The sequence below is a fragment of the Leptothoe sp. ISB3NOV94-8A genome (assembly GCF_043421595.1).
Taxonomy (GTDB): Bacteria; Cyanobacteriota; Cyanobacteriia; order Phormidesmidales; family Phormidesmidaceae; genus Leptothoe; species Leptothoe turfae.
This window is the reverse complement of record NZ_JAXSQW010000001.1, coordinates 2,539,500-2,563,088: the sequence shown is the minus strand read 5'-3', so window position 1 is coordinate 2,563,088 and position 23,589 is coordinate 2,539,500. Positions and strand designations below refer to the sequence as shown.

The following is a 23,589-nucleotide window of genomic DNA, read 5'->3' as shown; positions in this document are numbered from 1 at the left end:
TAAAGCATGTTAGCCGTTTGGAGCCACTCTATGCCAGCATGGTTAATACAGACACATGTGAGGAGCAGTCCCAACTCTGTTTTAATATAACCATCAATTTTTCTTGGATTGTGTCTCAGATCACAGCATAGAACTCCGGATAGTGAGGCTCATCAAGGCTTGAACAACTAGCCGTATAAAACATCACGGTCTTCAATAAACAATGGGCTCAGTAATCTAAAGCCTTTATAATTTCTAACGTTGAGCGATGGCCGGCTCAATTTTAACAACAGATCAACCGCTACAGATCCGTTGGTAGTTGCCATATGCTTCTTAAAGCAGCTCAATTTTTACATCAGAAACGTAACAGAAAAATCTTGTCTAGAGTAGCGATTGTTACATACTGAGTAAAGTGATAAAAGCTAGTGTCAGAGTACGTAATTACGCCAGAACGAAATATCGAATACCCAATACTAAATGTTGAGTGGATCCATGAGTCCGCTAACTAACTGATCCAAAATTTACGTCTACCTCGTTTATCAGGGAAGTCAACAATATGCCTCAAACATTGTTTAAGGTGGATCTGACAAAATCCATGTCAGAACAAGAATTGCCGGGTCATAATCGCTGGCATCCAGACATTCCAGCCGTTGTTTCTGTCAGTCCTGGGGATGTGTTTCGGATTGAGTGTAAAGACTGGACAGATGGGCAAATCAAAGATAATGATAGCCCTGACGATATTCGAGATGTTGATTTAACAGTCGTACATGTGCTCAGTGGTCCTATTTGGGTCAATGGCGCAGAGCCAGGGGATATCCTGGTGGTAGATTTGGTCGACATTGGGGCACTGCAAGGAGATGAGTGGGGATTTACTGGCATTTTTGCCAAGAACAATGGCGGTGGTTTTCTAACGGACCATTATCCTGAAGCTGCTAAAGCGATTTGGGACTTCCAGGGGATTTACACCACATCTCGCCATATTCCAGGGGTAAAATTTGCCGGGATTACCCACCCAGGTTTGATTGGTTGTGCGCCATCCCATGAGTTGTTGGCTACATGGAATAAGCGAGAGGCAGAATTGGTTAATACTGCCCCCGATTTACGTACCTACGGTACTGGGCTATCGGGCGATCAGCCAGTGTTGGCAGCCTTGCCGAATCCAAACAATGCCATTTTAGGCACTGTATCAGCCGCAGAGTTTGATCGAATTGCTGCAGAAGCAGCTCGTACGGTTCCACCCCGAGAACATGGGGGAAACTGCGATATTAAGAATCTCTCTAGAGGCACCCGCATATACTTCCCGGTATATGTGGAGGGTGCCAAACTCTCCATGGGAGATATTCACTTTTCCCAAGGGGATGGAGAGATTTCTTTCTGTGGAGCCATTGAGATGTCTGGGTTTATCGACCTACATGTGGATATTATCAAGGGTGGCATGGACAAGTATGGCATGGTTAACCCCATTTTTAAGCCAGGTCCAGTCGAACCTCACTATTCAGAATACCTGGTGTTTGAAGGTATTTCTGTCGATGAGTATTCAGGTAAACAATATTACATGGATGTGCATATTGCCTATCGCCGTGCTTGTTTGAATGCGATTGAATATCTGAAAAAGTTTGGTTTTACAGGTGAGCAGGCCTATTTATTGTTAAGTTGCGCCCCTGTAGAAGGTCGAGTCAGTGGCATTGTTGATATTCCTAATGCCTGTTGTACGTTAGCGATTCCGACGGAAATCTTTGACCAACCTATTTTGCCAGTTTAGCAAGGAGAAAAATATATGCCACTTTACGATTATAAGTGTGCCGACTGTGGCCCCTTTGATGTGTGGCGAAAGATGGCTGAGGTGAAAATACCCCTGCCCTGCCCTGGCTGTGGTGTGATTGCCACCCGAGTTTTTACAGCACCTAACATCAGTCTCAATACAGGCAGTTTAAGTCGAGTGAGTCACTCCGCTGAACCTCGGTTTGTTAAGCGCCAAGATGTACCACCGACGCCCACTAATCAAAGCTCCAAAGGGGGGCGTCCTTGGATGATTGGCCATGCATCTCAACGCCTTTAAGTTAACTAAGACCAAAACAAAAGGTATAAATTCATAGCTGTGGTGTAGGCCGATTAATAAACGGCCCCTAAGCTTTGCGCTTTAGCAAAACGCGTAGAAATCGATAAACCCCCCGACTGATGTCCAGTAAGGCGAGAGGAATACGAACCCTTAGAGGCGAGAGAAAAGGTCTATAAACCCAATAGTAAAATGTCTTTAGATCGTCCCAGGCTAAACCAGAACCTGCTCGCAGAAAGTCTGAAATATCAACAACAAGGCCCCGGCCTTGTTGTATCATGACATTTTTACCATGGACATCGTGGGGGCGTAGTCCTCGACTGCGAGCATAGTCTAAAGCTTGATCAATATCTAAAATCACCTGTTTAGGAATGCGTCGACCCTGGTGTAGACAGTTATATAAGGTGATGCCCTCTAGGCACTTAAGGACTAAAAAATTATCTCGGGCGTAGAAACATTGAGAGAAAGCGGGATGAATGCCTATTCTGCGATAAACTTCGGCTTCATCTTCAAAACCAGGGCGATCTGGGGCATAGATCTTGACGGCTAAATCGGCATAGTCGGGATGGGTAAATACCGCCGCATAGTTGCCCGTACCTAACAACTGCCACGGAGCCGGAATATGCTTGACCTCAATGGGGTCATGGGGCCTAATACTTTTAAGGCTAACCTGAGGACGCAGTTCTTGTTCAATCATCGCCACCAGAGTCTTAATCGACTGGTTGAGCAGCACATTATCCACAACAGGGCTGCTGGTTGAATAATCAGCTCTGTCATACAAGAACATCTTGCTGTAGTGATTATGCATGGCTGACCAGATCGATATGGGGGCATTGAAGCCATTATATAGGCCACGTTCTAAAGTTGGAGCTAGCTGATTGCGCCCATATATAGATAGTAAGAATAGATAAAACTCTTTGCAGGTTGTCTAAGATGGTCACCTTTGATCAAAGCGAATAGGATATTGGATTGAATCTCTGGCTCTATATCCTCTCCAGAATATCGTGGTTTCCATTAACTAACCTGAACGTGAAATCTTTAAGAGATATCTTTACCAGTTTATAAGTGCACACACTGGATTTGTTGTTGAACCACTCGCGCACAATTCTGGAAAGCCGATACCTCCGCCTCATTCAGTCGAGTTTCCAAACGATAATGAACACCCTGGCGGCCAACAACACAAGGCACACTGAGGCAACAGTTAAATACATCACAGTACCCATCGATTAATACCGTCACTGGTAGGGTATATCGCGAATCCTCTACGATACTGCGTACAATCATCTCCATGGCTAAAGATACCGTGTAATTGGTATACCCCTTAGCTTTGAAAATAGTCCATGCTGATTGTTTCGCCTTTTCCACCATCTGTTGGCGTAAAGGATTGGCATCAATTAATGCACCACCGCTTGTAGCCGAACTGAGAGCGGCAAATTGGCTGTCTCCGTGTTCTCCTAAAATATAGGCGTTGATATCGGCAGGGTGGATGCCTAGTTGAGTGGATAACAGATCACGAAATCGGGCTGAATCAATAAGTGTGCCAGTGCCAATTACCCGTTGCCAGTTGATTTCCTCAGACTGTTGTCGAGCAATCTGTAAGATTTGGTAAGTTAATGCGTCAACGGGATTGCTGACATTCACAAAAATAGCGTTCGGGCTATAGCGCGCCAGAGGCGGGATCAACGTTTGCATGATTTGAGTGTTTTGCAAGTACAGCTCATTGCGGTTTATCATGTTTTTAGGCATCGGGGCACTGACTGCAATGACAATGATGTCTGAACGAGCAGTGTCTTCTAATTCACCATCTCGGACCACAAGTCGATAGGGGGTGAGAGCTACAGCTTGCTGAATATCGATGGCTTCAGCATGGGCAATTTCTCTGGTGCGGTTATATAGCACTAATTCGGATGCTAAACCGCCTTTTGCTAAAACAAAGCTAATGGTTGAACCGACTTTACCGATGCCAATGACAGAAATTTTCATGGCCTGTAGTTTCCTGCATACACTACTTAATTCTACTCACCACTTTTCAGTGGAAGGACGAATTTCTACATCAAAGGACCAGGCTGATCGGGGTTGATGGGCGATGTGAAATGTTTCTTCGGCAATATCAACTGGTTGGCAGAAGAACTCTTTAGAAATTGTTATTTGTTGGTTCAAAGGGTGAGTGTTGAGGCCTTGAACAGGTAGATCTTTTGACCAGGGGGTTGCGATCGCAGCATCAATGGTCAGATAGGCTACATGAATGCCTTTGGGTCCCAACTCGCGGGCCAGGGACTGCGCTAAAATCCGCTGTGCCGCTTTCGTGGGGGCAAAGAGAGCATAGGTGGGAATTCCTCTATGGGCGGCTGTGTTGCCAGTCACAATAATGGTGCCACTACCCGTTTGCACCATAGTCGGTGCCAGCTGACGCACCAGGTAAAGCAGAGAGGTCGTATTGACTCGAAAATTATGTTCTAATGTCTCCGGCTCAGCGTTTAGAAACGTTCCAAACGTAGCGCTAACGGCATTGTGAATTAGCACAGAAGGGTGTCCCATCTCTGCTTGGATATGTTTTACGGTGGTGAGTAATTCTTCTAAATTACTCACATCACAGCCATAGGCGTGAGCCTGAGGGATTTCCTGCTCAAGTTTCCGGAGCCGCTCGCGGTTACGGGCAAGCATGGCCAAGCGATAGCCACTTTTAGCAAATCGGCGGGCAATTGCGGCTCCTGTCCCCTCTCCCACCCCTGTAATTAAACAAATTGGCTGGGTCATGGGTTGTCTCCTGATGGAATGGTTATCTCTCCCTGGCTGACTTGAACTGAATTTCCACCAACGCGAATGGCAGATATTTTGTTACCGTCTTTATCTGCCTCAATGTCTAGAAAGCTGGGCCGTCCCATGTCAAATCCCTGTTCAATCACCCAGCGTAATTTTCCAGGTTTTGCAGTTTGGCCCAGATAGCCTGCAAAAGCGGTGGCGGCGGCTCCAGTGGCTGGATCTTCTTGGATACCCATGGCGGGTGCAAACATCCTGGCTCGAAAATCGGAGCCTTCTAATTCTGGATCAGGGGTGAACAGATAAATGTGGGGAGCCCAATAGGAGGCTAATGTTGCTTCCCATGTGGTGAGATTGAGTTGCGCTTTGGCTAGGGTGATGCGATCGCAAATCGGAATAAACAAAAATGGTACCCCACAGGATAACGCCTGAGGCGTCCAGTTATCTGCGTGTAAATCTGACGGTTGGAGAGACAGCATAGAAGCTAGCTTAGCCAAAGGGGGAGGCTCTGGGCCAAACTCTGGCAGTTGAGCTGCTGAAAACTGTGCAAAGGTGGGTTGACCATTGGTGCTATGAATAACAACTGGAATATCGCCAACGCCTTCTTCGAAAATAATCGTTGTCTTATCTTCGCTTAAAGGCACCTTGCCGATAGCTGCCAGTACATAGGCCGTACCAATGGTGGGATGTCCGGCAAAGGGTAACTCAGTGCCTGGGGTGAAAATCCTTAGGCGATAGGTTCCCTCGGTGGTCTCTGGCGGCAGAACAAATGCAGTCTCAGATAAATTAAACTCATTGGCAATCCGCTGCATTTGCTCTGGTTTTAACCCGTCTGCTTCTGGAAAAACAGCCAGGGGATTACCGCCAAAAATATGTTTGGTAAAAACATCAACGGTGTAAAAACGGTAACGCATAGAGCACTCCGGTAGGTAAGGATTGTTTGTTGAGCAGAGGAGCCAAGAAAGCGAGATTCCTGGACAATTTTATCGATAATGTCGTTGATCTAACCAGATACGAACCTCGTTTTCTGAGCTGAAGTAGTACATTTTCTCATCCAGCGGATCGTAGATTCGGTAGTAGCGCTCACCGTTTCTATCCTGGTGTTCTGAAACCAAGGGTTCAGTGCTCACGTGATCGTGTAAAAGCTGCGCCAAGGTCTGAGCCATTGCCATAAAGGCTGCTTGAATTCTGTGTTTAGTTGAGGTTGTCGGAGTCTTCTGATGGGATCTGCTTTTAGCAGAATCCGCCAACCGATTTAAAAATGAGGAGGACTTCATGACTGTCTCCTTAATCAGGATGACTAATTGGTATAGTGGGGTGAAATTTAGACTATGGAAAAGAGTTGAATGATGACAGCGAGGGTGAGTGCGATCGCAGTAATAACAACAACTTCTCGATCTGTCTGTTTCATAGCTTTAGGGGTTGGCTGTGACCAATCCTTTGTCTTCTACAAGCTTTGTCAGCCCATGGGTATCAGTGTTGTAGACATAGCCGTAGATGTTGACATGTTTGGGTGTACCTTTCGATTCCCTGACTAAGCGAGTGTCGTACTTTAGTGATGTGGCAAAGTCACCAATGGAGATGCTGGCCCGCTCATAAAGAGCCGCAATGTCCTGATGATGTTCACGTTTATAGGCCTCGATCAGCCCATCCGGTGTGAATGTGGTGGCTCCGCAATAGGTATGATGGACGATGACAATATTCTCAATGCCAAATAAATGTTGTGCCACCGTAATTGAGCGCAGTGCATCCACGGCTCGCCCCCCGGCCACAACAACTTCAAAGAGAGTGGCCGACGAAGCAACTTTATTTCCCTGGACATCGGTGACAATAGTGCCCGGATACACCTCGTCAAATTCTTCTGCCACAGCGATGGGAATTTCAATCACCCTGGGATCATAACAATAGACCACAATTGTTCTCAGATTTGGTACGGCCTTGGCAAATTCCTGACGTACCGTTGGTTCATGGTAGTTAGGTTGTTTTGAGAAGATGTAAGCATCAAAATTTGGTACTGTAGAACTCATGATGTAACTCCTTTGGGTTAATAAATTTTCTCATTTGAGCTGAACTAAGCCCTGGGCCTAAATATGAAGCCAAAACCTAATCCCTTTCTGGGATGGGAAACGGGGTGGGTTAACCGCTAACACCTTAAATTGCTCCCCTCATTACGCCAATTTTTCAACAAAAATGCTGTTGTCATCTTTCGGATTTATTTTCCCAATCCGCATCACCTGATGAATCCGCTTATCCACTTCGTAGACTCGAACCCACTCTAGATCTCCAGCCTGTTTTAATAACCCAGAATGGGGCGATCGCACCGTTTGCCTGTACTGCACCTGAGTCATGCGGCAGGCTTGGCCACCATAGCGATAGAGGTATCCAGTGGTCCCTTCTATCACCCAACGAGCCTGATACAGCTTCCAGAACTGACCGTCATGTTCGTAAATATCAAATGTCATCTCATACTGACTCTCTATTTGAAGATGCCAGGGGTTCCCCTCGATCTTTTTCCAGTCAGTAACCAGACTGCCGTCTTCAAATTCTTGACCTGGAATTTTCCATTGCAGTGTGTTTTTCATGATTGTTGTGTGATTAAAATACGACCAGTCGTCTTAAAATAACGACAATTTCTCAATGTAGGGTCGCACAGCTGGGCGGCCAATGCAGGATATTCGCTATTTATCTAAATTTGGACACACGCAGGTGCGTTCTTGCATGGATTGTGGAGAGGTTTAGGGAGCCACTAAATAACTGTTGAGCAACTGCCATAATTTCCGGATGGGTTCTACCGATTGTTCGACCTGCATGCGCAGTAAAGCGCCTTCATAGGCATTGATCAAAAAATCTGCAAGGTCTTCGGCAGAAATATCATGCCGAATTGAACCTTGGGTCTGGCCCCGCTTCAGGGTTTGGAGAAACTGGTTTTTCATGGCGGCAAATCCCTCAATCATGGCCTGTTGGCATCGCTCACTGCTTGCCCCCAACTCTGCTCCTAAATTACCGATAATGCAGCCTGCTTTCACCTCCTGATGTCGCTGCATTTCTTGCTCAAAAAACTGTTCAAGGGCAATCAGTGCGTTGTCCTCTGAACCATTAAGCCAAGCGGCCATGTTTGTCACAACCCACCTGGCATAGTGCCGAATGACATCAGCCCCAAACTGTTCTTTGCTGTCAAAGTAGTTGTAGAAAGACCCCTTGGGAACCTTGACTAAATCCACAACTTCCTTGATGCCAGTGCCATGATAGCCCTGATCCATAAACAGCTTAATGCCTTGGTCCAGTAACTTTTCTCGAGTATTGTCGTTGCGTTTTGGTCTAGCCATGGGCTTATTATATGACCGGTCGTCTTAAAAGTCAAGTGACTGACTCATGGTTGTCAGGAACTTTGTGGGTGGCAACTGGGTATTCATCTCCTTGTAGGGGGCATAAAGAAGACGAGGCAAGGGGTTTGAGTGTGACATGTATAATAGACAAACCACTTGCCCATTGATATTTAGAAGACAACTTGAGCGCCAATAATCAGTACTGCAGCCCAAGAGACTAGGTAGGTGGGGGTTCTCAGGTAAGGGACACCCAGAATGTAAACACTAGCGTGGAATATTCTGGCCCAGAAAAAGACAGCGGCCCAACTGTTAACAATGTCGTTGTTAGCATCGGTTAGATAAGCTGCAAGCACGACAGCGGCAAAGGCAGGTAAGGTCTCAACCATGTTGAGGTGGGTGCGTTGGGCCCGTTCTGCCCATACTGGAATTGTCGGGGCTTCGGCTGGGAACTTTTTGCTGGGATAGTTGCTGGCAAATGCTGGAATGCCCCATACAAAGACTCGATTGAGAATATAGGGGGTCCAAAGGAGGACGCACAGCATGCCGCTGGCAGCGAGATAAAACAAGGATGAGTTCATGATTTTCTCCTGATGAGTTATCAGACTGTGATCCTCTCACATACAGAGGATCACAGTCTTCTGTTGAATTAATTCAGAGAAGGGGATTGTCCGATCAGCTGATCATCGATCAATAAGATTTCTATGGCTATTCAGTGCCACGGAAGGGATAGTTGTTGGGAATGACGTATTCCAATCCCTGAATTAGGAAGTCAAAGCTGATGCGGGAAAAGGGATGGGTGCCCAAGTTAGCTAGGTAGATATGACCGTTGGGTTTGATCAGAAAAAGGGCGGGTTCACTAAACAGAGTGGGCTCATTATCAAAATGTCCCTTACTTAGGTATAGCCCCCAACGGCGCATATCGTCATAGGTTAGGCCATATCCCAGCGTTAGCTGTTGTGAGTTAGTTTTTGCTTGCAATTGAGCCGCCTTCTCCTGATCATCGCCACTAATGGCAATAACGGTGACACCGAGCTGACTAAAGGCATCGAGTTTTTGTTCTAGTTCGCTGATGTATTGGACGCAAACAGGACAATGCAGACCTCGGTAGAAAACTATCATCGTGTAGTTTTCAGGCGTCTGGTCAGCCAGATTCCAAAGGCCATGGCTCAATGTGTTCACTTCCAAAGCGGGAGCTGGATGCCCCATGACCAGTTTGGCAGAGGTTCCATTTACAGTGGCTGTCATAATTGTTGTTTGAGTTTAATGTTCGCGTTGTTAAGGGATAAGGGCTTTGAGAAGTTATCGTTTGCCCTTGTCTCCTCAATGGTGTCCCAGGTTAAACTATTCAACAAGGCTATTCTGAGTATAAAACCTATAGAAGGTACCTATAGATGGATTTATATCAAGTGCGTTATTTCCTAGCAATTGCTGAAACAGGTACATTTTCACGGGCGGCTGAGCGGCTTTATCTGTCCCAGCCCTCTCTCTCCACCGGGATTAAGAAATTGGAGCAGGAGTTGGGGGTATCTTTGTTTGAGCGCGGGGGGAGGCGCACGGTGCTGACGGCGGCAGGGCGATCTTTTATGGAGAAAGCCCAGGTGATTATGGATCAGTACCAGGCGGCTTTGCATGAGCTGAAGGGATTTAATGATGAGACTACGCTGCGTCTGGGTGTTTTGAGTACGATGCGCGTTGCGGTTTTGGCTAATTTAGTCAGTTCCTTTCAGCAGCATTACCCCCATATCACGGTTGAGTTACACGATGGCACGCTGGAGACGTTGCAGGATGGGTTAGAGCGAGGGGATGTGGATGTTGTTTTAACGGTGTTGAGTTTGCGTGGGGTATCTCAACCGGTGGTTCATGCTGATTCTCAGACGTCTACTGTGCTCTTTCGGCAGCCGTTGCGGTTAGCGGTGCCGCTCAGCCATCCGTTTTCTCAGCGGACGTCAGTGCGTCTGGCGGAGCTGGAGGGGCAACCGTTTATTGACCGGATTAATTGTGAGTTTTTTCCCCAGGAATGTCAGATGTTGGATGCTGCTCATATTCGTCCTAAGGTTGTTTATCGGGCGAGCCATGAGGAATGGGTGTTTTCGTTGATTCAGGCAGGATTGGGGCTGTGTATTATGCCTTACTGGCAGGGGATACCGGGTATGGTGTATCTACCGGTTTCAGATTTGGACTTTGAGCGCACCATTGGACTAAAATGGCGGCCACATCAGCAGTCTGAGCTGGTGCAACAGTTTTGCCATTTTGCTGCTAGCTATGATTGGCAGTCAAAGGAGCATGCTGCTCTTTAGTTTTTGGTGGGGTGAGTTTACAGTCGATGGCGGCTTTGACGCTGCATTCGACGTTTTGAATGTATGCCTTGAGGCCCTATGTTACCTGCATATTTTGCAGCCACTAGTGGCTGTTCTTGGGATGAACTCATCCCTGGGAGACGAGGACTTTTTGCAGCAGCATGAGTAGATCTCGGGTAGTAAACGGTTTATTTAGGGTGCCATCTAACCTTAATTCGTTCGCCACCGAATCTGCCTGCGTTGGGATAATCGCTCCAGTCATGGCCACCACCTTCACCTCAGGCTGAAGCCGTTGCAACAGCGGAATAGCAGTTTGACCATCCATATCTGGCATCATCAGGTCGATCAAAATGCAGCGTACTAAAGCGCGGTGTTCGGCTAGCATTGCGATCGCACCCAATCCATCATTAGCAATCAGCACCTGATACCCATAGGTCTCCAACGACAGCCGCATTACCTTACAAATTGCCGGATCATCATCCACCACCAGAATCACCTCTTGGTGACCGCACAACAACTCTAACGGTGGTGTTGGTACCGAAACAGAATTGGGATCAGCGGGCAGATAAACATGAAACTGACTGCCCTCCCCCACCGCTGTTTGCATGGTGATAAAACCATTGTGGCTTTTCACAATATTGAGCACAGCGGCTAACCCCAGCCCCGTACCCTGACCGGTGGATTTGGTCGTAAAAAACGGATCAAAAATATGTTCTTGAATTTCTGGTGCAATCCCTGTGCCCGTATCTGTCACGGTCACCATCACATGGGGACCCGGCGTAGCATCACCATGCATTTGTAAATAGGGCTCATCAATCACCAAGTTTTTTGCAGAGACCCGCAAGATGCCCCCCTCGGACATGGCATCTCGGGCATTGACACAGAGATTCATGAATACCTGGTGCAGCTGTGTCTCATTACCTTTGACCAACCATAGATCGGCAGGCACCTCAACATGAACATTTATAGACTGAGGCAAGGTTTGTTTTACAATCTGATTTGTCTCTGCTAACAAATCGCCGATGGATAGGACACTGCTAACACTCTTGCCATCTTGGGCAAATGAGAGAATTTGCTGGACGAGTTTGATCCCCCGCTGAGCACTACAGTTTAAGGTTTCAATCAGCTGCTGCGACCGTTCGTCGATGGTCTCCAGGGTAATCGGTAATAATTGCCCAGCGGCCAAAATAGGAGTCAAAATATTGTTAAGATCATGGGCAATGCCACTGGCTAATGCCCCTAGACTTTCCAGTCGCTGGGCCTGCAAAAATTGGGATTCCAGCTGTTTCTTTTCAGTAATATCCAAATGGATGCCTAACATTCTCAGGGGTTTGCCATCCTCCCCGTTGAAAATGCGACTGCTGACACTAATCCATCGAATACCGCTGGGGTGGGAGATTCTAAACTCACTGTTGAGACCCTTGCCCACGGTGACAGAGCGCCATAAATCTTGCTCGACCCGAGACCGGTCTTCACTGTGAATTGCCTTGATCCAATTATCATAGGACCCATCAAAGTCACCCCGAGATACCCCATAAAGTGCCTCTAATTCTGCACTCCAGGTAACCTCGTTGGAGCGAATATTCCATTCAAAAATGCCGGTTTTACCCGCCTTTTGGGCCAGGGCTAGCCGCTCCTGCACCGTTTGACGATAGTTGACCTCCTGGCGTAGTCGCTGATTGGCCAGCTCTAACTCCCGCGTCCGTGCCTGCACCCGATGTTCTAAGGCTTCATTGGCTGCCCGTAGTGCCTCGGCCTGCTGCTTGCGCTCAATGGCATAGCGGAGCGATCGCACCAACACCTCATGGTGCATTTGTCGTTTAATCAAATAGTCTTGCGCCCCTTGGCGCACAGCTTCAACCGCAAGCTCAGGATTGTTGGTATTGGTTAAAACCACAATCGGAACGCTGGGTGCCTGGTGGAGGAGCGCATTCAGTGAACTCAGGCCATCGCTATCGGGCAACGTCAAATCCAACAAAACAACATCATAGGTGTTGTCCTGTAGCTGCTGTAGCGCCTTACCAAGACGTTCCACATGGGTCAAGAGAAACTCATCATATAAGGTTTCCCTGAGAAACTCTTGTAGAAGTCGAGCATCGGCAGCGCTATCTTCAATCAATAACACTCGGGTGCTAGTCCCTAGTCTAGGATCGGTCAAAGTTTGGGTAGCGTAGCGGTTTTCAGCCAAAACTCTTCAATTCCTTGGATGATGGTAAATAGCTGAGCTAAATTACGAGATTTAGAAATGTAGCAGTTGACATGTAAGTCATAGCTATTAAGAATGTCATCTTCATTGCGCGATGTCGTTAATACGACCACTGGAATATGTTTAAGCTTGGGATCAGCTTTGATTTCGGCTAAGACCTCTCGACCATCTTTTTTAGGTAAATTGAGATCAAGAAGGATTAAATCAGGCATCTTGACTTGCTGAAAGTCGCCCTCGCGACGCAGGTAGGCCATAGCTTCTACACCGTCTCTAGCGACAGCAATATCACAGGCGGTACCCGCGTGTTTGAGGGCTTCTTGAATCAGGCGAATATCGCCCCGATTATCCTCGATCAAGAAAATAACTTTGCGTCCTGCGTCCACTGGTACGATCTCGACCTCCGACTGGCAATGTGAAATAGAATGTCGCGCCTTGACCTACTGCAGAGTCCACCCAGATACGACCTCGGTGACAGTCAGCAATCTTCTTGCAAATGGCTAAGCCCATACCTGAGCCAGGATACTCATCACGGGTATGTAACCGTTGGAAAATGACAAAAATACGTTCAAAAAATTCAGGATCGATACCAATGCCATTATCCCGTACTGAGAACAGCCAGCTATCTTCCTCACGGTCTACACCCACATGAATGGTGGGAGACACTTCAGAACGTCGAAACTTAATGGCGTTACCAATCAAATTCTGGAATAGCTGCATCAGTTGGGTGCCGTCAGCCACTAACGTCGGCATTGTGTCGTAGGTGACAACTGCCCCCGTTTCATGAATTCGTCCCTGTAGATTCTTTAAAGCTTTCTCTAAAGCTACATCAACTTCTGTTAGGGCACAGTCTATCCCTTGGATATCCACCTTGGAGTATAGCAATACGTCATCGATCAGGGTTTGCATTTGGTGCACACCCCCCACCGCATAGTTGATAAATTCCTTGGCGTCCTGGTCCAGTTCTTCGCTATAGCGCATTTCCAATAGCTGCACAAAATTGGCTACCTGGTTCAAAGGCTCCTGTAGATCATGGGAGGCGATGTAGGCAAACTTTTTTAATTCCGCATTAGATCGCTCTAGATCTTGAGCCAATAGGGCAAGTTCTTCGGCCTGGCGTAGAACTACATTGACAACAGCCTTGCGCAGTTCTAACGCTGCTTTAATTTCGATTGGTTTCCAATGGAGTGACTTGCATCGCACAGTCTCTTTCCACAGGGCAAACGACTGCCGTGGCGAGAGCTTTAGACCCTGTTCAGATTCTTCTACAGCATAGGCATTGTTAGGGTCACCGCCCCAATTGACCGTTTGAATCACCTCTGGACGGAACCAGAGCACATAGCTGCGCTTAGAAATGGGAATAGCCAATAACCCACTGGCTAAATGCTTAAAACGCTGGGCATCTGAATAGATTAGGGGTAAAGCATCGGTGTAGAAAATATCATCATCTAGCTGTTTCCCTAACCATTGGGTTAAATAGTTCAGCTCATTTTCTGACGGGGTGGCTCCCACTAAAGTCCATCGATTACCAAAGTAAACGGCTGTCCCACTAGCGCCAACCAGCTCCAGCAGGCTGGCTTGATCGCCTGTTAAGCCCTCAACAAAATAATCCGCCTGGGACATAGCCTCAATCAGGCTGGATTGGACATTGGCGATCCGAATACGGTGGGCATGATCGGCAACTTCCTCTCGGGTGGCAATCTCGGAAAAGATCACCCGTCCTAAAAACTCACAAGCTTTACGGAGTTCGTAGGGAACATATTTAGCGGTTCGATGATGGCAGGCAATCAATCCCCATAGCTTGTTATCCTTCATCAACGAAATTGTTAATGAAGCCCCTACACCCATATTGTGGAGATATTCCAAGTGACAAGAATAGGCGCTACGCAGGATCGAGTGCGTTAAATCCGTAGGCTGTTGCGTCACCGGATTTTTAGCAGGATAGAGATCCACCGCAGTAGCCGCTGCGTCGGGAATTACCCGAATCCAGTTGGAGAGAAACATCTGGCGAGCTGTTTTGGGGATGTCCGATTCGGGATAATGCAGCCCCAAATACGGCTCCATGTCCTCACATTTTTCTTCTGCTACCACCTCACCGTGACCATCATCATCAAACTGGTAGAGCATAACCCGATCAAACCCGGTCACCTTGCGCACTTCTCGGACAATGACCTGGCAAAACGCATATAGCTCCGCTGTAGATTCCAGCTGATTAATTGAGGCCCTAGCCAGGTGATAAAAGCTTAAAAAAGGAATATTTTCTTGGGTAAGGGCAGGCTCAAGTTCAAGCACTAAAAAGCCATCGTTGCTGCGATGAAAGACAGCATCAAATACCTGATAATCATCCCCTTCTCTGCGTACCCATATCTTGACCGGATTAATAAAATCTAACTTCTCTTCTGTCAGTCCTACCTTAAATTGATCAACTTGGAAAGGATCGAGAATTTCATCTAAAGGCCTGCCGATGACGTCCCTGACGTCCAAGGCAAATTCATCAATTGTGTTGGTACTCGCCTGCAATACGGTCAGGTCATTGGGGTCTAGCACCAACACAACCCCATGGGGCTGAATCTTTGTCAGACTGGTGATTGATGGCTGTTTTAAGGCTGCCAGGTTGGGACTTGATTGAGTTAGATTTGTATGTATCATACTGTCCTCCGTAGATGATCAGTGAAGTGAACACCAAACGAACGATCAGCACGGCACTGTTCGCTAGGCGCAACGCCATCAATTATTGACAGCTACCTTGCAGAATATCCCAGGTCTCTCTCTGTGCCTTGTTTGAATTGTTAAATAAATAGGGAGTTCTTGAAATGCTGTCGTAGTCATGTGTTGAGGCGACTAAACTACTCTCTCAATCGCAACAATTATCATGACTTTTTACACATAAATAGATGCTTAATTGGCTTAGTTCATTTTGGCTGAAGTGTTTACTCCAGTGGCAGCGTTACAATGTTAAGCCAGAATGATTCAATCACCTGTATGACATCGGTCAAACTTGTTAAATCCTGAGGTTTAATCACATAGCTATTACACTGCAGTTGATAGTTACTGATGACGTTAGTCTGATCAGCTACAGGGCTGAGAACAATCGTAGGAATACGACGGAGAGACACGTCTGTTTTCACCTCTGAAAGAACAGCCTGGCCTTTGCCATCTGCTAATTGTGGGTCCAGTAAAATTAAATCAGGGCGCGGCACCTGAGGATAATCTCCTTTATGCCGCAGAAAATCGATGGCCCGATGGCTGTCAGCGATAGAAACGATGTGACAAGGAACAGTGCCATTGGTGAGGACCTGTTTAATAATTTGTAAATGCTCTGGCTGATCGTCAATTACTAAAACCAGTCGCTCGCGTTTACGGTCATCCATAGCAATCCTAGCTCCCCATACCTTGACGCCCAACTGGGCAACAAAATTGTTCAGATACTAGCTTTGATTCATTGGCTATGACCTCCCATAACTCATCTAGCACATTAATTTTCATGATTTTTAATGTACTAAGATGCCAGTCAATTGGTTGGGTAGGCAGTCTTTTCTTTCTGATTCCATTCCCAAGGATAGTGGCTATGAAAGGGCGGTATCCACGGACGATAGGAAATGTGGGGATTACCGCCATGTACTAGGGCAAAGTATCTTGTTTCTGTATAAGCGGGAGCATGGGGTATAAAGGCTGGCTGCCAAAAACACAGCCTAGGGTCATCTGTCTAACCTGGGTAGTCAGGCTTCCTTGGAGAACAAATTCTTCTTCAGGCATAGGATGATACTCGGATTAAATTGTTTCCCAGGGCACCGTTTATAATCAATTCAATCATTACAATTCAGCCACTAGAGACCGCTGTGAGGATTTTGCTATGGGTACTAAGCGCGAGATTATAATTCCTGAAGGAATGGAAATTTTGTATGAAAAATATCGCTATTGTCCTGGGATAAAAGTGGGAGATACCTTATATATTTCAGGGCAAGTGGGAAGAGATGAAAATATGCAGGTGGTGGAGGGCACAGAAGCTCAATTTGACCAGGCATTTAAGAATGTGGAAAAGGTTCTATCATCAGCAGGAGCCACGTTTGATGATGTGGTGGAGATGATTACGTATCATGTTGTTGATACTCCGATAGAGAATCCACAGGATTTAAAAATTCCTCACTTGTTGTTGTTTATTCAGGTAAAAGATCGTTATTTCACAAAGAACTTCCCTACATGGACTGGTATGGGGATTGTGGCCCTATCTACACCAGGGCTGATTGTTGAGATTAAGTGTACGGCGGTGTTGGGGAGTTAGTTGTTGGCGGTGAGGGAAGATTGGTGATGGAGTAGGGGAGTGTTCCATCACCCCATCACTCTATCACCCCTCATTAGACTGCACCTTTCAAAAAATCAAGTACCATATTCGCAATCTCTTCGGCCATCTGATTCATCATGCAGATAGTTCCCTCGGGAATGTCGATCACCTTACCATGGGGGATTACCTGGCTAACAAAAAATCTGTCTTCTGGTTTGGAGAGACCCAGTCTTTCGAATTCTTTGACATCGTCTAAGCCCCAGAAGATCAGGGTGGGGCATTTGACCTGTTTTAATCTTTCCTCAGCTTCTAGACAATATTGTGCAACTGCCCAAACAGCGTACAGGGGGTGACCAAAACATTTGAGGTCGTCCAATACCCAGCGATGGTTGAGCTCAGACGTGCCGATATAACGTGAACGGGCCTGCCATCGTTGCATGAGATGGGAGCCATCGTCTTGGATCTTAAAGCCCTGTTCAAATAGTTCCATGAGTCTGGCTTTGCCCTGTTCTCCAAAGCCAGGGACATTACCTAAGATCAGTTTGTTGACCCGCTCAGGGTGGGCGGCGGTGACTTCTCCGGCGATAAAGGCACCGGTATGGTTGCCGAGAATGTTGGTTTCTTGAATGTCTAATTCGTCCAGTAATGCCATTACGGTTTTGGCATAGTCGTAAATCGTGTACATTCTGGGGGGTTTATCGGAATCACCAAAGCCCATGGCGTCCATGGCAATCACCTGATAGTGTTGCCCCAAAATTGGCATCAGTTCTCGGTATTCGTCGCTGCTGCGGGGGTTCATGTGGAGTAGTAGGAGTGGTTCGCCTTCGCCGCCGATGCGATAGTGAATTTGGCCATCGGCGGTATCTAGAAAGGCTCGTTTGATGGGTTGCATGGGGTGTCTCCAGGAATCAAACACGTGTAAATCTTCTTTTCTTACTGAATTCGTGCTTCTTTGATTAGTGTTCGTTGATAGATTTCTCCATTTTTAAACCAGTGCCAGGTGCGGGCGCGATGGTTGTTGCACTTACTCAGGTGGATCATTTCGTAGACAAAGGCATCTGGGATTCCTTTGTAGGCAAACCAAAGGATTACAATGGAATCGTCTGCGTCCCAGGCTTTGCCTTCGATGCGTTCGGTGTCAAACCAGAGCTTGTTATCTCGATACATACCAGGGAACTGATATTCTTCTACTTTGCCGTCGGCCCAGGTGTAGCGATTGGTTTGAAAATAAGGATGGGGCTGGTCGTCTGGAAACTCGCAGGTAATCAGACATTGGTGTTGATCGAGAATTTTTCCATCATTATCAACCACTGTGTAAGTTCCGGTCCATTGGCCTTCATGGCGAGTGAGAACGGGCATTCCTTCTTTGATTGCAGACATTTGACTGGCTCCTAATTTAGCGAAACGACCTAAAATTATGGAACGATAACAACTTTTCCCATAAGATAATTCTGTTCCATTTGTAATAATATTTGTGGCACACACTCCAGGCCCTGAACTACAGTGATGGCAGGCTGTACTTGACCGTTAACAATAGCGGGAACCACCAAATCACGCAGGGTGGTTAAGGTGGTTCGATAATGCTGGTTATACCAGAGGGCAATGCCAAATAGCTGTACATTACGACCGATGAGTTTGACCAGCGGCAGCGTTGCTTCCACACCTGTTGTATATCCATAGGAGATAATGCGACCTTCATTGGCAACAGCTGTTAAGCATTGGGGCAAGGTGACCTGGCCGCCGCCGTCTAGAGCTACCTGTATACCTTTATTTTCTGTAATACGTTGTACCTCTGTAACAACATTTTGCGTGCGGTGGTTGAGGGCATGGTCAACGCCTAAATCCTGTAAATGGGTGATTTTTGATTCAGAGCTGGCAGTGGCAATAACGTGGGCTCCTAGCAATTGGGCAAGTTGGATGGCGGCGGTGCCTACACCACCGCTGCCGGGATGGATTAAGACCCACTCACCTGCCTGCAGATTTGCTTTGCAAACCAGGGCCATTATGGCTGTGAGATAGGCGATGGGGAGACTGGCAGCCACCTCAAACGGGATAGTCTGCGGCAGGGGGAGGAATTCGGCAGCGGGTCCCAGGGCAGTCTCGGCAAAGGCTCCACTAACATGGCCGAAGACCCGCATTCCAGGGGTAAATTCAGTGACACCAGACCCGATAGCCTCAATTTCTCCGGCAGCCTCCTGTCCCAAAATGTGAGGTAATCCTTGATGCCCATACCCCCGATAGGTGCCATGGGTGGTTTGCAGGTCAGAGTTGTTCAATCCTGCTGCCCGCACTCGGATTCTAACTTGATCAGGACCAGGCTCTGGCACATCTATCTGATCAACTTGAACAGATGTGGGACCCTGATAATGATGAATACGACATGCTTTCATAATTTTCTTTAAAACCACCAGGGATCGTGAATCGAGCTGGTTTTAACTAAAAAGACCTGTTTGCGCATAAATCGCTGAATCGAGGCGGGTCCCATGCGAGATCCCCCCAGTCCCGATAACTTGAAGGCATTTTTCTCGCCTTCGTGGACCAGGGCGGTTAATCCGGCGTCGTTGATGCTGATGGCCCCGGCCTGGATCTGTTGGCCAACGACCTGGGCCTCATCTGCTGAACCGGCAAATACGGCAGCGCTGAGGCCGTAAACGGTATCATTAGCCAGCTGGATGGCTTCATCTATGGTGTCAAACGGCATGATGGGCATAATTGGGCCAAAGGTTTCTTCTGTCATAATTTTCATGGTGTGATTGACCTGGGTGAGCACGGTGGGGCGACACCATAGACCACCCTCCAGGTTTTCAACGGTACCGCCACAGTGGACAATGGCTCCTTTGTGGCGGGCATCTTGTAAATGATCTGCGATCAGATCGGCCTGTCTGGCGGCAATGATGGGGCCGATTTGACCGCTGTTGGGTTTGGGATAAGCCAGGTTAAGCTGTTTCGCTTTTTGGACCAGGGTTTCAACGAAGCGATCGCAAATCCCTCTATCCACATAAATTCGCTCAATGGACAAACAGGACTGTCCGGCATTCACCACCGATCCCCACAGTAATGCGGTGGCAGCCTGGTCCACATCGGCGGAGGCTAAAACAATGGCGGGGTCTTTGCCACCCAGTTCTAAAAAGGCGGGGATCATGCGTTTGGCAGCGGCCATGGCCACGATTTTGCCAGTGGCGACACTGCCGGTAAAGCACACTAAATCCACCTGCTCGATCAAGGCTGCGCCGGTTTCCCCTGCCCCTTCAATAAAAGTGAGAACGGATTGGAGAGCGGGGACGGCTGCGATCGCAGCCATCATCACCCGAATAAAGCGGGGGGCAATCTCACTGGGTTTAACAACTACAGCACAGCCCGCCAACAGTGCCGGCACCGTATCAATGGTGGCTAGCAACAGGGGAAAATTCCAGGGGCTGATCACCCCCACCAGGCTGTAGGGCACTAACTGGGGACGCAGTTGGATAAAGGGAATCGCCGCTGTTTTAGTTGGAGTGGGTGCGATCAAGTTCGGGGCCAGCCCACACCAGCGGTCCAGCCCTGAGAGAAATGAGTCCACTTCCAATATAGATTCCGAGAGTCGGCCCGTATCTGCCACAATTGCCTGAATTAAGGCGTCTTTGCGGTCCAGCAATGCTTGTTTCCATGCCTGCAAAGCCTCAATCCGATGGTTCACTCCTTTGGTGTGCCAATCTTGCTGGCCCTGGCGTAGATGTCCACAGGTGGTGGTCAACTGTTCAGACGTGGGGGGAGTCATCTCATAATCTAGTTGGCCCGTGCGGGGATTGCGTACGGCGATGGTGACTGTGTCAAAGGTGACCATGTCAAATAACCCCCAACTGCGTTAATCGTTCAAGGGCTGTTTTCTGGGTGGCGATAAAGTGACTGCGCTCCACCCCACCGGCTGCCATGGAATTGGCCGGGTAAATGGAAGACTGACTATAGAGTGTAGTATAGGCATCCAGGCGCTGTCGGGACAGCAGGTTCTTGATGCTGGGGCGTTGCCGGTACCGACGCAGGGCCTCTAGATCAATGTCGCCATAGGCGGCCATACTTTCTCCGGATCCAGTTTCCGCTAACACTAATCCCCGGTAGTCGATAATCTTCGATCCCCCATCCACCGAGGCTTCTAAAATAGGCGTATTGGCAATGCCAGCGGTATTGGCCGAGACCACATACATCATATTTTCCACCGCCCGAGAGACTTTGGCCGCTTCCTTGGGAGCCCGCGCATTGCCGTACACTTCAGAGGTGGGATGGAGCAGAATCTCAGCCCCCCGCAGCATTAAACAACGGGCCACCTCAGGAAAAAGAATCTCATCGGAGGCGACAGCGGCCAGATTACCAATGGCGGTTTTGGCCACCGGAAAAATCCCTTCAATGCCGTAGATATCGAGGTATTTGTCCCACACATCATGGGGTGTGGGGGCATACATAGAATTAATGCGACGATACCGCAATACCATGTCCCCTGAGGGATCTAGCACAAAACAATTCTGAAAGTAGAGATCGGGGAAATTAGGATCTAATTCGTAGGCATTGCCTGCCAGAAAAATCCCCTGTTTTTGGGCAATCGCTCCCAATGTTCCATACATGGGATCATCCATGGTGAGACAGGCCTTGGTGCCCCATTCGATAATCGATTCTCCCATGGGGAAGCCGGTGAGCCAGTATTCTGGCAGTACTACCAGACGACAGTCAGCACCGATAAAGGCACGGGCAGCAGCGATTTGAGGACCCAGTTTTGCGATCGCGCCTTCCATAATTGCCCGTGCCTCGGACGAAGTCCTTGCCCGATTAACCGCTTCAGACTTTAGCTGCATAGCTAAGGCCGTAAATGCATTTGAAGTAGATGGGGATGCCATAAAGAATGAATTCTTAATCCTAAAAGATTTCCAATTACATCCCCTCTCGGTAGGGATGCTGATCAGCCGGGGTGAGTTAACCGTTAGCGCTACTGATCGAAACCCATCCCGTTGCCCTTTCCAGGAGGGGATGAAGTATCGAACTTCGTTATTACAGCCTGCATCAGTAAACCTCCGAATTCTAAAAGAGACTAATTTACGAGAGTGCCAGGGGCCGTTTCAAATACTTACCCTGGGGTGTTCCCATCACCTGACCGCGATCATAAATTAACTGCCCCCGTAAAAACGTTTGTTTTACCCGTCCGGTTAACTCCACCCCTTCGAAGGGGGTATATCCCTGTTGCGATGGGGATTCATCCGCCTGGACAACAAATGTCTCATCTGGGTTTAACAACACCAGATCCGCATCATAACCAACCGCAATATCTCCCTTACAAAACAGTCCATATCGCTGTGCTGGATTCCAACTCAGCAGCTCCGCCATCCGATGATAAGGCAGCCCCCGCTTACTACCTTCGCTAAACACCCCTGAGAGTAAATATTCAGTGCCACCAAAGCCTGATTTAGCCAGCCAAATATTCTCCGGGTCCTTAAGACTGGCTTTTTTCTCCGCAGAACAGCAGGCATGGTCGCTGACAACCCAGTCCACCTGACCCGCTAATACCGCGTTCCAGAGAAATTCCACATCCTGCCGAGACCGGATCGGGGGATTTACCTTGGCCCACTTACCTGCTGGTGCATCCACATCCAACAACAGATGGCCCACGGTCACCTCCCGTCGAAAATTAATGTGGGGAAAAGTGCTCTGCATCATTAACGCGGCTGCCAATGCTTTCTGGGAACTCAGATGTAGCAAATTAATGTTGACACAGTCTGTCTCATGGGCCAGATAGGACGCGATACAAATGGCCAGTCCCTCAGAGTGGGGTGGACGGGCAGCACTGTAGGCCTTCAAGCCAGAGAGACTAGTATCTTGTTGTACCAGTTTAGTGTAAGCATTTAAAATCTCGGCTACTTCGCAATGAAGACTTAAACTCAGGCTATCCTGTACTTCAGGATGCGCTTGCCGCAAACGGGTCAACCCCCGCATAATAAATTCAAAATGGGCAAAGTCGTAGCGATCTTCCTTATTGATCATCAAAAACAGACTTTGCTGATCGGAAAGCCCATGGAGACCATAGCCACCATAAAACATAAAAATCTTAAATGATGTCACCCCCTGGTCCAACAGCCACGACATTTCATCAATGTGATGGGGACTAATGGGGGCCAGATGATAACCATAATCCACAAAAAAGTTACCCTCTGACCGTGCCAGTACCTCTGGAAAAAATGACCGGTAGGGACCCCCCTTGTTCAGATAATACTGCCCTGTGCGCATATAGTTGAGACTGGTGGTCACACCTCCCATGGCCGCTGCCTTACTTTCCTCGACAGCATCCTGTTCCAGGGGTTGATAAATGCCGATATGCATATGGGCATCCACACAGCCAGGAAATCCTAGCCAGTGTTGGCCATCAATGACTTCCTTTGCCTGTTCAGGACTAATCTCTGGAGAAATTTGGGTGAATTTCCCATCTTTGATGCCCAAATCCAGTAGTTCTACTGATGACTGATTTGGACGCACCACTCTCACATGCTTGATTAATGTATCTAGCCCTGATATCTCAGTCACAGCGCCCCTCGATCTGAATCAAAATCTGAATCCATCAATTCGTTATGATTAAGGGTATCAACTCAAAGCGAAATGTTTTTCTCAGGATAGAATTAAAAATGCAGGGAGTCAGAATAGCTCCTCACTGATTTCTGGCTTCTGACGTC

24 protein-coding genes are annotated in these 23,589 nt (G+C 47.8%); 4 read left to right on the top strand and 20 right to left on the bottom strand.

The annotated features are described in order from the left end of the window. Positions 1–535 precede the first annotated feature (535 nt). Together fmdA and SPB21_RS11140 are read left to right on the top strand one after the other, a co-directional pair. Positions 536–1,741: a formamidase gene (gene fmdA, locus SPB21_RS11145; protein WP_499866572.1), complete on the top strand. Its 1,206-nt coding sequence runs from the start codon at positions 536–538 to the stop codon at positions 1,739–1,741. 15 nt (positions 1,742–1,756) lie between these two features. Next, on the top strand, positions 1,757–2,038 hold the full coding sequence (locus SPB21_RS11140; RefSeq protein WP_163659191.1) for an FmdB family zinc ribbon protein: 282 nt from the start codon (positions 1,757–1,759) through the stop codon (positions 2,036–2,038). Between the two features lie 67 nt (positions 2,039–2,105). Here the strand turns inward: SPB21_RS11140 and SPB21_RS11135 are convergent, their stop codons facing one another. From SPB21_RS11135 to SPB21_RS11090, 10 genes are all read right to left on the bottom strand, one after another. After that, a complete protein-coding gene (locus SPB21_RS11135; RefSeq protein WP_250564629.1) occupies positions 2,106–2,843 on the bottom strand; it encodes a serine/threonine protein kinase in 738 nt (245 codons plus the stop codon). 251 nt (positions 2,844–3,094) lie between these two features. Further along, positions 3,095–4,018 carry a malate dehydrogenase gene (locus tag SPB21_RS11130; RefSeq protein ID WP_499866571.1) on the bottom strand — a complete coding sequence of 308 codons (924 nt, stop codon included), beginning with the start codon at positions 4,016–4,018 and terminating at the stop codon, positions 3,095–3,097. A gap of 36 nt (positions 4,019–4,054) precedes the next feature. Further along, a complete protein-coding gene (locus SPB21_RS11125) occupies positions 4,055–4,792 on the bottom strand; it encodes an SDR family NAD(P)-dependent oxidoreductase (RefSeq protein WP_163659189.1) in 738 nt (245 codons plus the stop codon). Then, positions 4,789–5,709, bottom strand: a complete 921-nt coding sequence (locus tag SPB21_RS11120) for a PhzF family phenazine biosynthesis protein (RefSeq protein WP_499866570.1) — start codon at positions 5,707–5,709, stop codon at positions 4,789–4,791. Before SPB21_RS11120 ends, SPB21_RS11125 begins: the two co-directional genes overlap by 4 nt. A gap of 69 nt (positions 5,710–5,778) precedes the next feature. After that, a complete protein-coding gene (locus SPB21_RS11115) occupies positions 5,779–6,072 on the bottom strand; it encodes a hypothetical protein (RefSeq protein ID WP_499866569.1) in 294 nt (97 codons plus the stop codon). A gap of 138 nt (positions 6,073–6,210) precedes the next feature. Next, on the bottom strand, positions 6,211–6,822 hold the full coding sequence (locus SPB21_RS11110; RefSeq protein WP_163659186.1) for a carbonic anhydrase: 612 nt from the start codon (positions 6,820–6,822) through the stop codon (positions 6,211–6,213). A 141-nt stretch (positions 6,823–6,963) separates the two neighbouring features. Continuing rightward, the gene (locus SPB21_RS11105; protein ID WP_499866568.1) at positions 6,964–7,377 is read right to left on the bottom strand and encodes a hypothetical protein; all 414 of its coding nucleotides are present in this window, start codon (positions 7,375–7,377) and stop codon (positions 6,964–6,966) included. A gap of 153 nt (positions 7,378–7,530) precedes the next feature. After that, a complete protein-coding gene (locus tag SPB21_RS11100; RefSeq protein ID WP_163701935.1) occupies positions 7,531–8,121 on the bottom strand; it encodes a TetR/AcrR family transcriptional regulator in 591 nt (196 codons plus the stop codon). A 170-nt stretch (positions 8,122–8,291) separates the two neighbouring features. Beyond that, a complete protein-coding gene (locus SPB21_RS11095) occupies positions 8,292–8,699 on the bottom strand; it encodes an MAPEG family protein (RefSeq protein WP_499866567.1) in 408 nt (135 codons plus the stop codon). Positions 8,700–8,826: 127 nt separating this feature from the next. Further along, positions 8,827–9,366, bottom strand: a complete 540-nt coding sequence (locus SPB21_RS11090) for a redoxin domain-containing protein (protein WP_499866566.1) — start codon at positions 9,364–9,366, stop codon at positions 8,827–8,829. 146 nt (positions 9,367–9,512) lie between these two features. Here SPB21_RS11090 and SPB21_RS11085 point away from each other — a divergent pair, with 146 nt between their 5' ends. Beyond that, positions 9,513–10,418: a LysR family transcriptional regulator gene (locus SPB21_RS11085; RefSeq protein WP_163701930.1), complete on the top strand. Its 906-nt coding sequence runs from the start codon at positions 9,513–9,515 to the stop codon at positions 10,416–10,418. Between the two features lie 127 nt (positions 10,419–10,545). On the opposite strand, the gene SPB21_RS11080 is transcribed toward SPB21_RS11085, so the two are convergent. From SPB21_RS11080 to SPB21_RS11065, 4 genes are all read right to left on the bottom strand, one after another. Then, the gene (locus SPB21_RS11080) at positions 10,546–12,576 is read right to left on the bottom strand and encodes an ATP-binding response regulator (protein WP_250565928.1); all 2,031 of its coding nucleotides are present in this window, start codon (positions 12,574–12,576) and stop codon (positions 10,546–10,548) included. Further along, a complete protein-coding gene (locus SPB21_RS11075; protein WP_006514402.1) occupies positions 12,573–13,007 on the bottom strand; it encodes a response regulator in 435 nt (144 codons plus the stop codon). The genes SPB21_RS11080 and SPB21_RS11075 overlap by 4 nt, the downstream gene beginning before the upstream one ends. After that, positions 12,967–15,270, bottom strand: a complete 2,304-nt coding sequence (locus SPB21_RS11070) for an ATP-binding protein (RefSeq protein WP_163659179.1) — start codon at positions 15,268–15,270, stop codon at positions 12,967–12,969. Before SPB21_RS11070 ends, SPB21_RS11075 begins: the two co-directional genes overlap by 41 nt. Before the next feature lie 281 nt (positions 15,271–15,551). After that, positions 15,552–15,992 carry a response regulator gene (locus SPB21_RS11065; RefSeq protein WP_499866565.1) on the bottom strand — a complete coding sequence of 147 codons (441 nt, stop codon included), beginning with the start codon at positions 15,990–15,992 and terminating at the stop codon, positions 15,552–15,554. 482 nt (positions 15,993–16,474) lie between these two features. Between SPB21_RS11065 and SPB21_RS11060 the strand changes: the two genes are divergently transcribed. Then, complete coding sequence (locus SPB21_RS11060) at positions 16,475–16,903, top strand: RidA family protein (protein ID WP_163659177.1); 429 nt, start codon at positions 16,475–16,477, stop codon at positions 16,901–16,903. Between the two features lie 73 nt (positions 16,904–16,976). Here SPB21_RS11060 and SPB21_RS11055 read toward each other — a convergent pair whose 3' ends face one another. The 6 genes from SPB21_RS11055 to SPB21_RS11030 form a co-directional block, all read right to left on the bottom strand. Then, positions 16,977–17,795, bottom strand: coding sequence for an alpha/beta fold hydrolase (locus SPB21_RS11055; RefSeq protein WP_163701925.1), 819 nt, complete (start codon positions 17,793–17,795; stop codon positions 16,977–16,979). A 41-nt stretch (positions 17,796–17,836) separates the two neighbouring features. Next, on the bottom strand, positions 17,837–18,283 hold the full coding sequence (locus tag SPB21_RS11050; protein WP_163659175.1) for a DUF3598 family protein: 447 nt from the start codon (positions 18,281–18,283) through the stop codon (positions 17,837–17,839). Positions 18,284–18,318: 35 nt separating this feature from the next. Then, positions 18,319–19,293, bottom strand: a complete 975-nt coding sequence (locus SPB21_RS11045) for a quinone oxidoreductase family protein (RefSeq protein WP_499866564.1) — start codon at positions 19,291–19,293, stop codon at positions 18,319–18,321. A gap of 8 nt (positions 19,294–19,301) precedes the next feature. Further along, positions 19,302–20,726 (bottom strand): aldehyde dehydrogenase family protein, encoded by a 1,425-nt coding sequence (locus tag SPB21_RS11040; RefSeq protein WP_499866563.1) that lies wholly within the window; start codon positions 20,724–20,726, stop codon positions 19,302–19,304. Position 20,727: 1 nt separating this feature from the next. Beyond that, the gene (locus SPB21_RS11035) at positions 20,728–21,768 is read right to left on the bottom strand and encodes a nitrilase-related carbon-nitrogen hydrolase (protein WP_499866562.1); all 1,041 of its coding nucleotides are present in this window, start codon (positions 21,766–21,768) and stop codon (positions 20,728–20,730) included. Positions 21,769–21,964: 196 nt separating this feature from the next. After that, a complete protein-coding gene (locus tag SPB21_RS11030; RefSeq protein ID WP_163703362.1) occupies positions 21,965–23,443 on the bottom strand; it encodes an amidohydrolase family protein in 1,479 nt (492 codons plus the stop codon). Between the last annotated feature and the right edge of the window lie 146 nt (positions 23,444–23,589).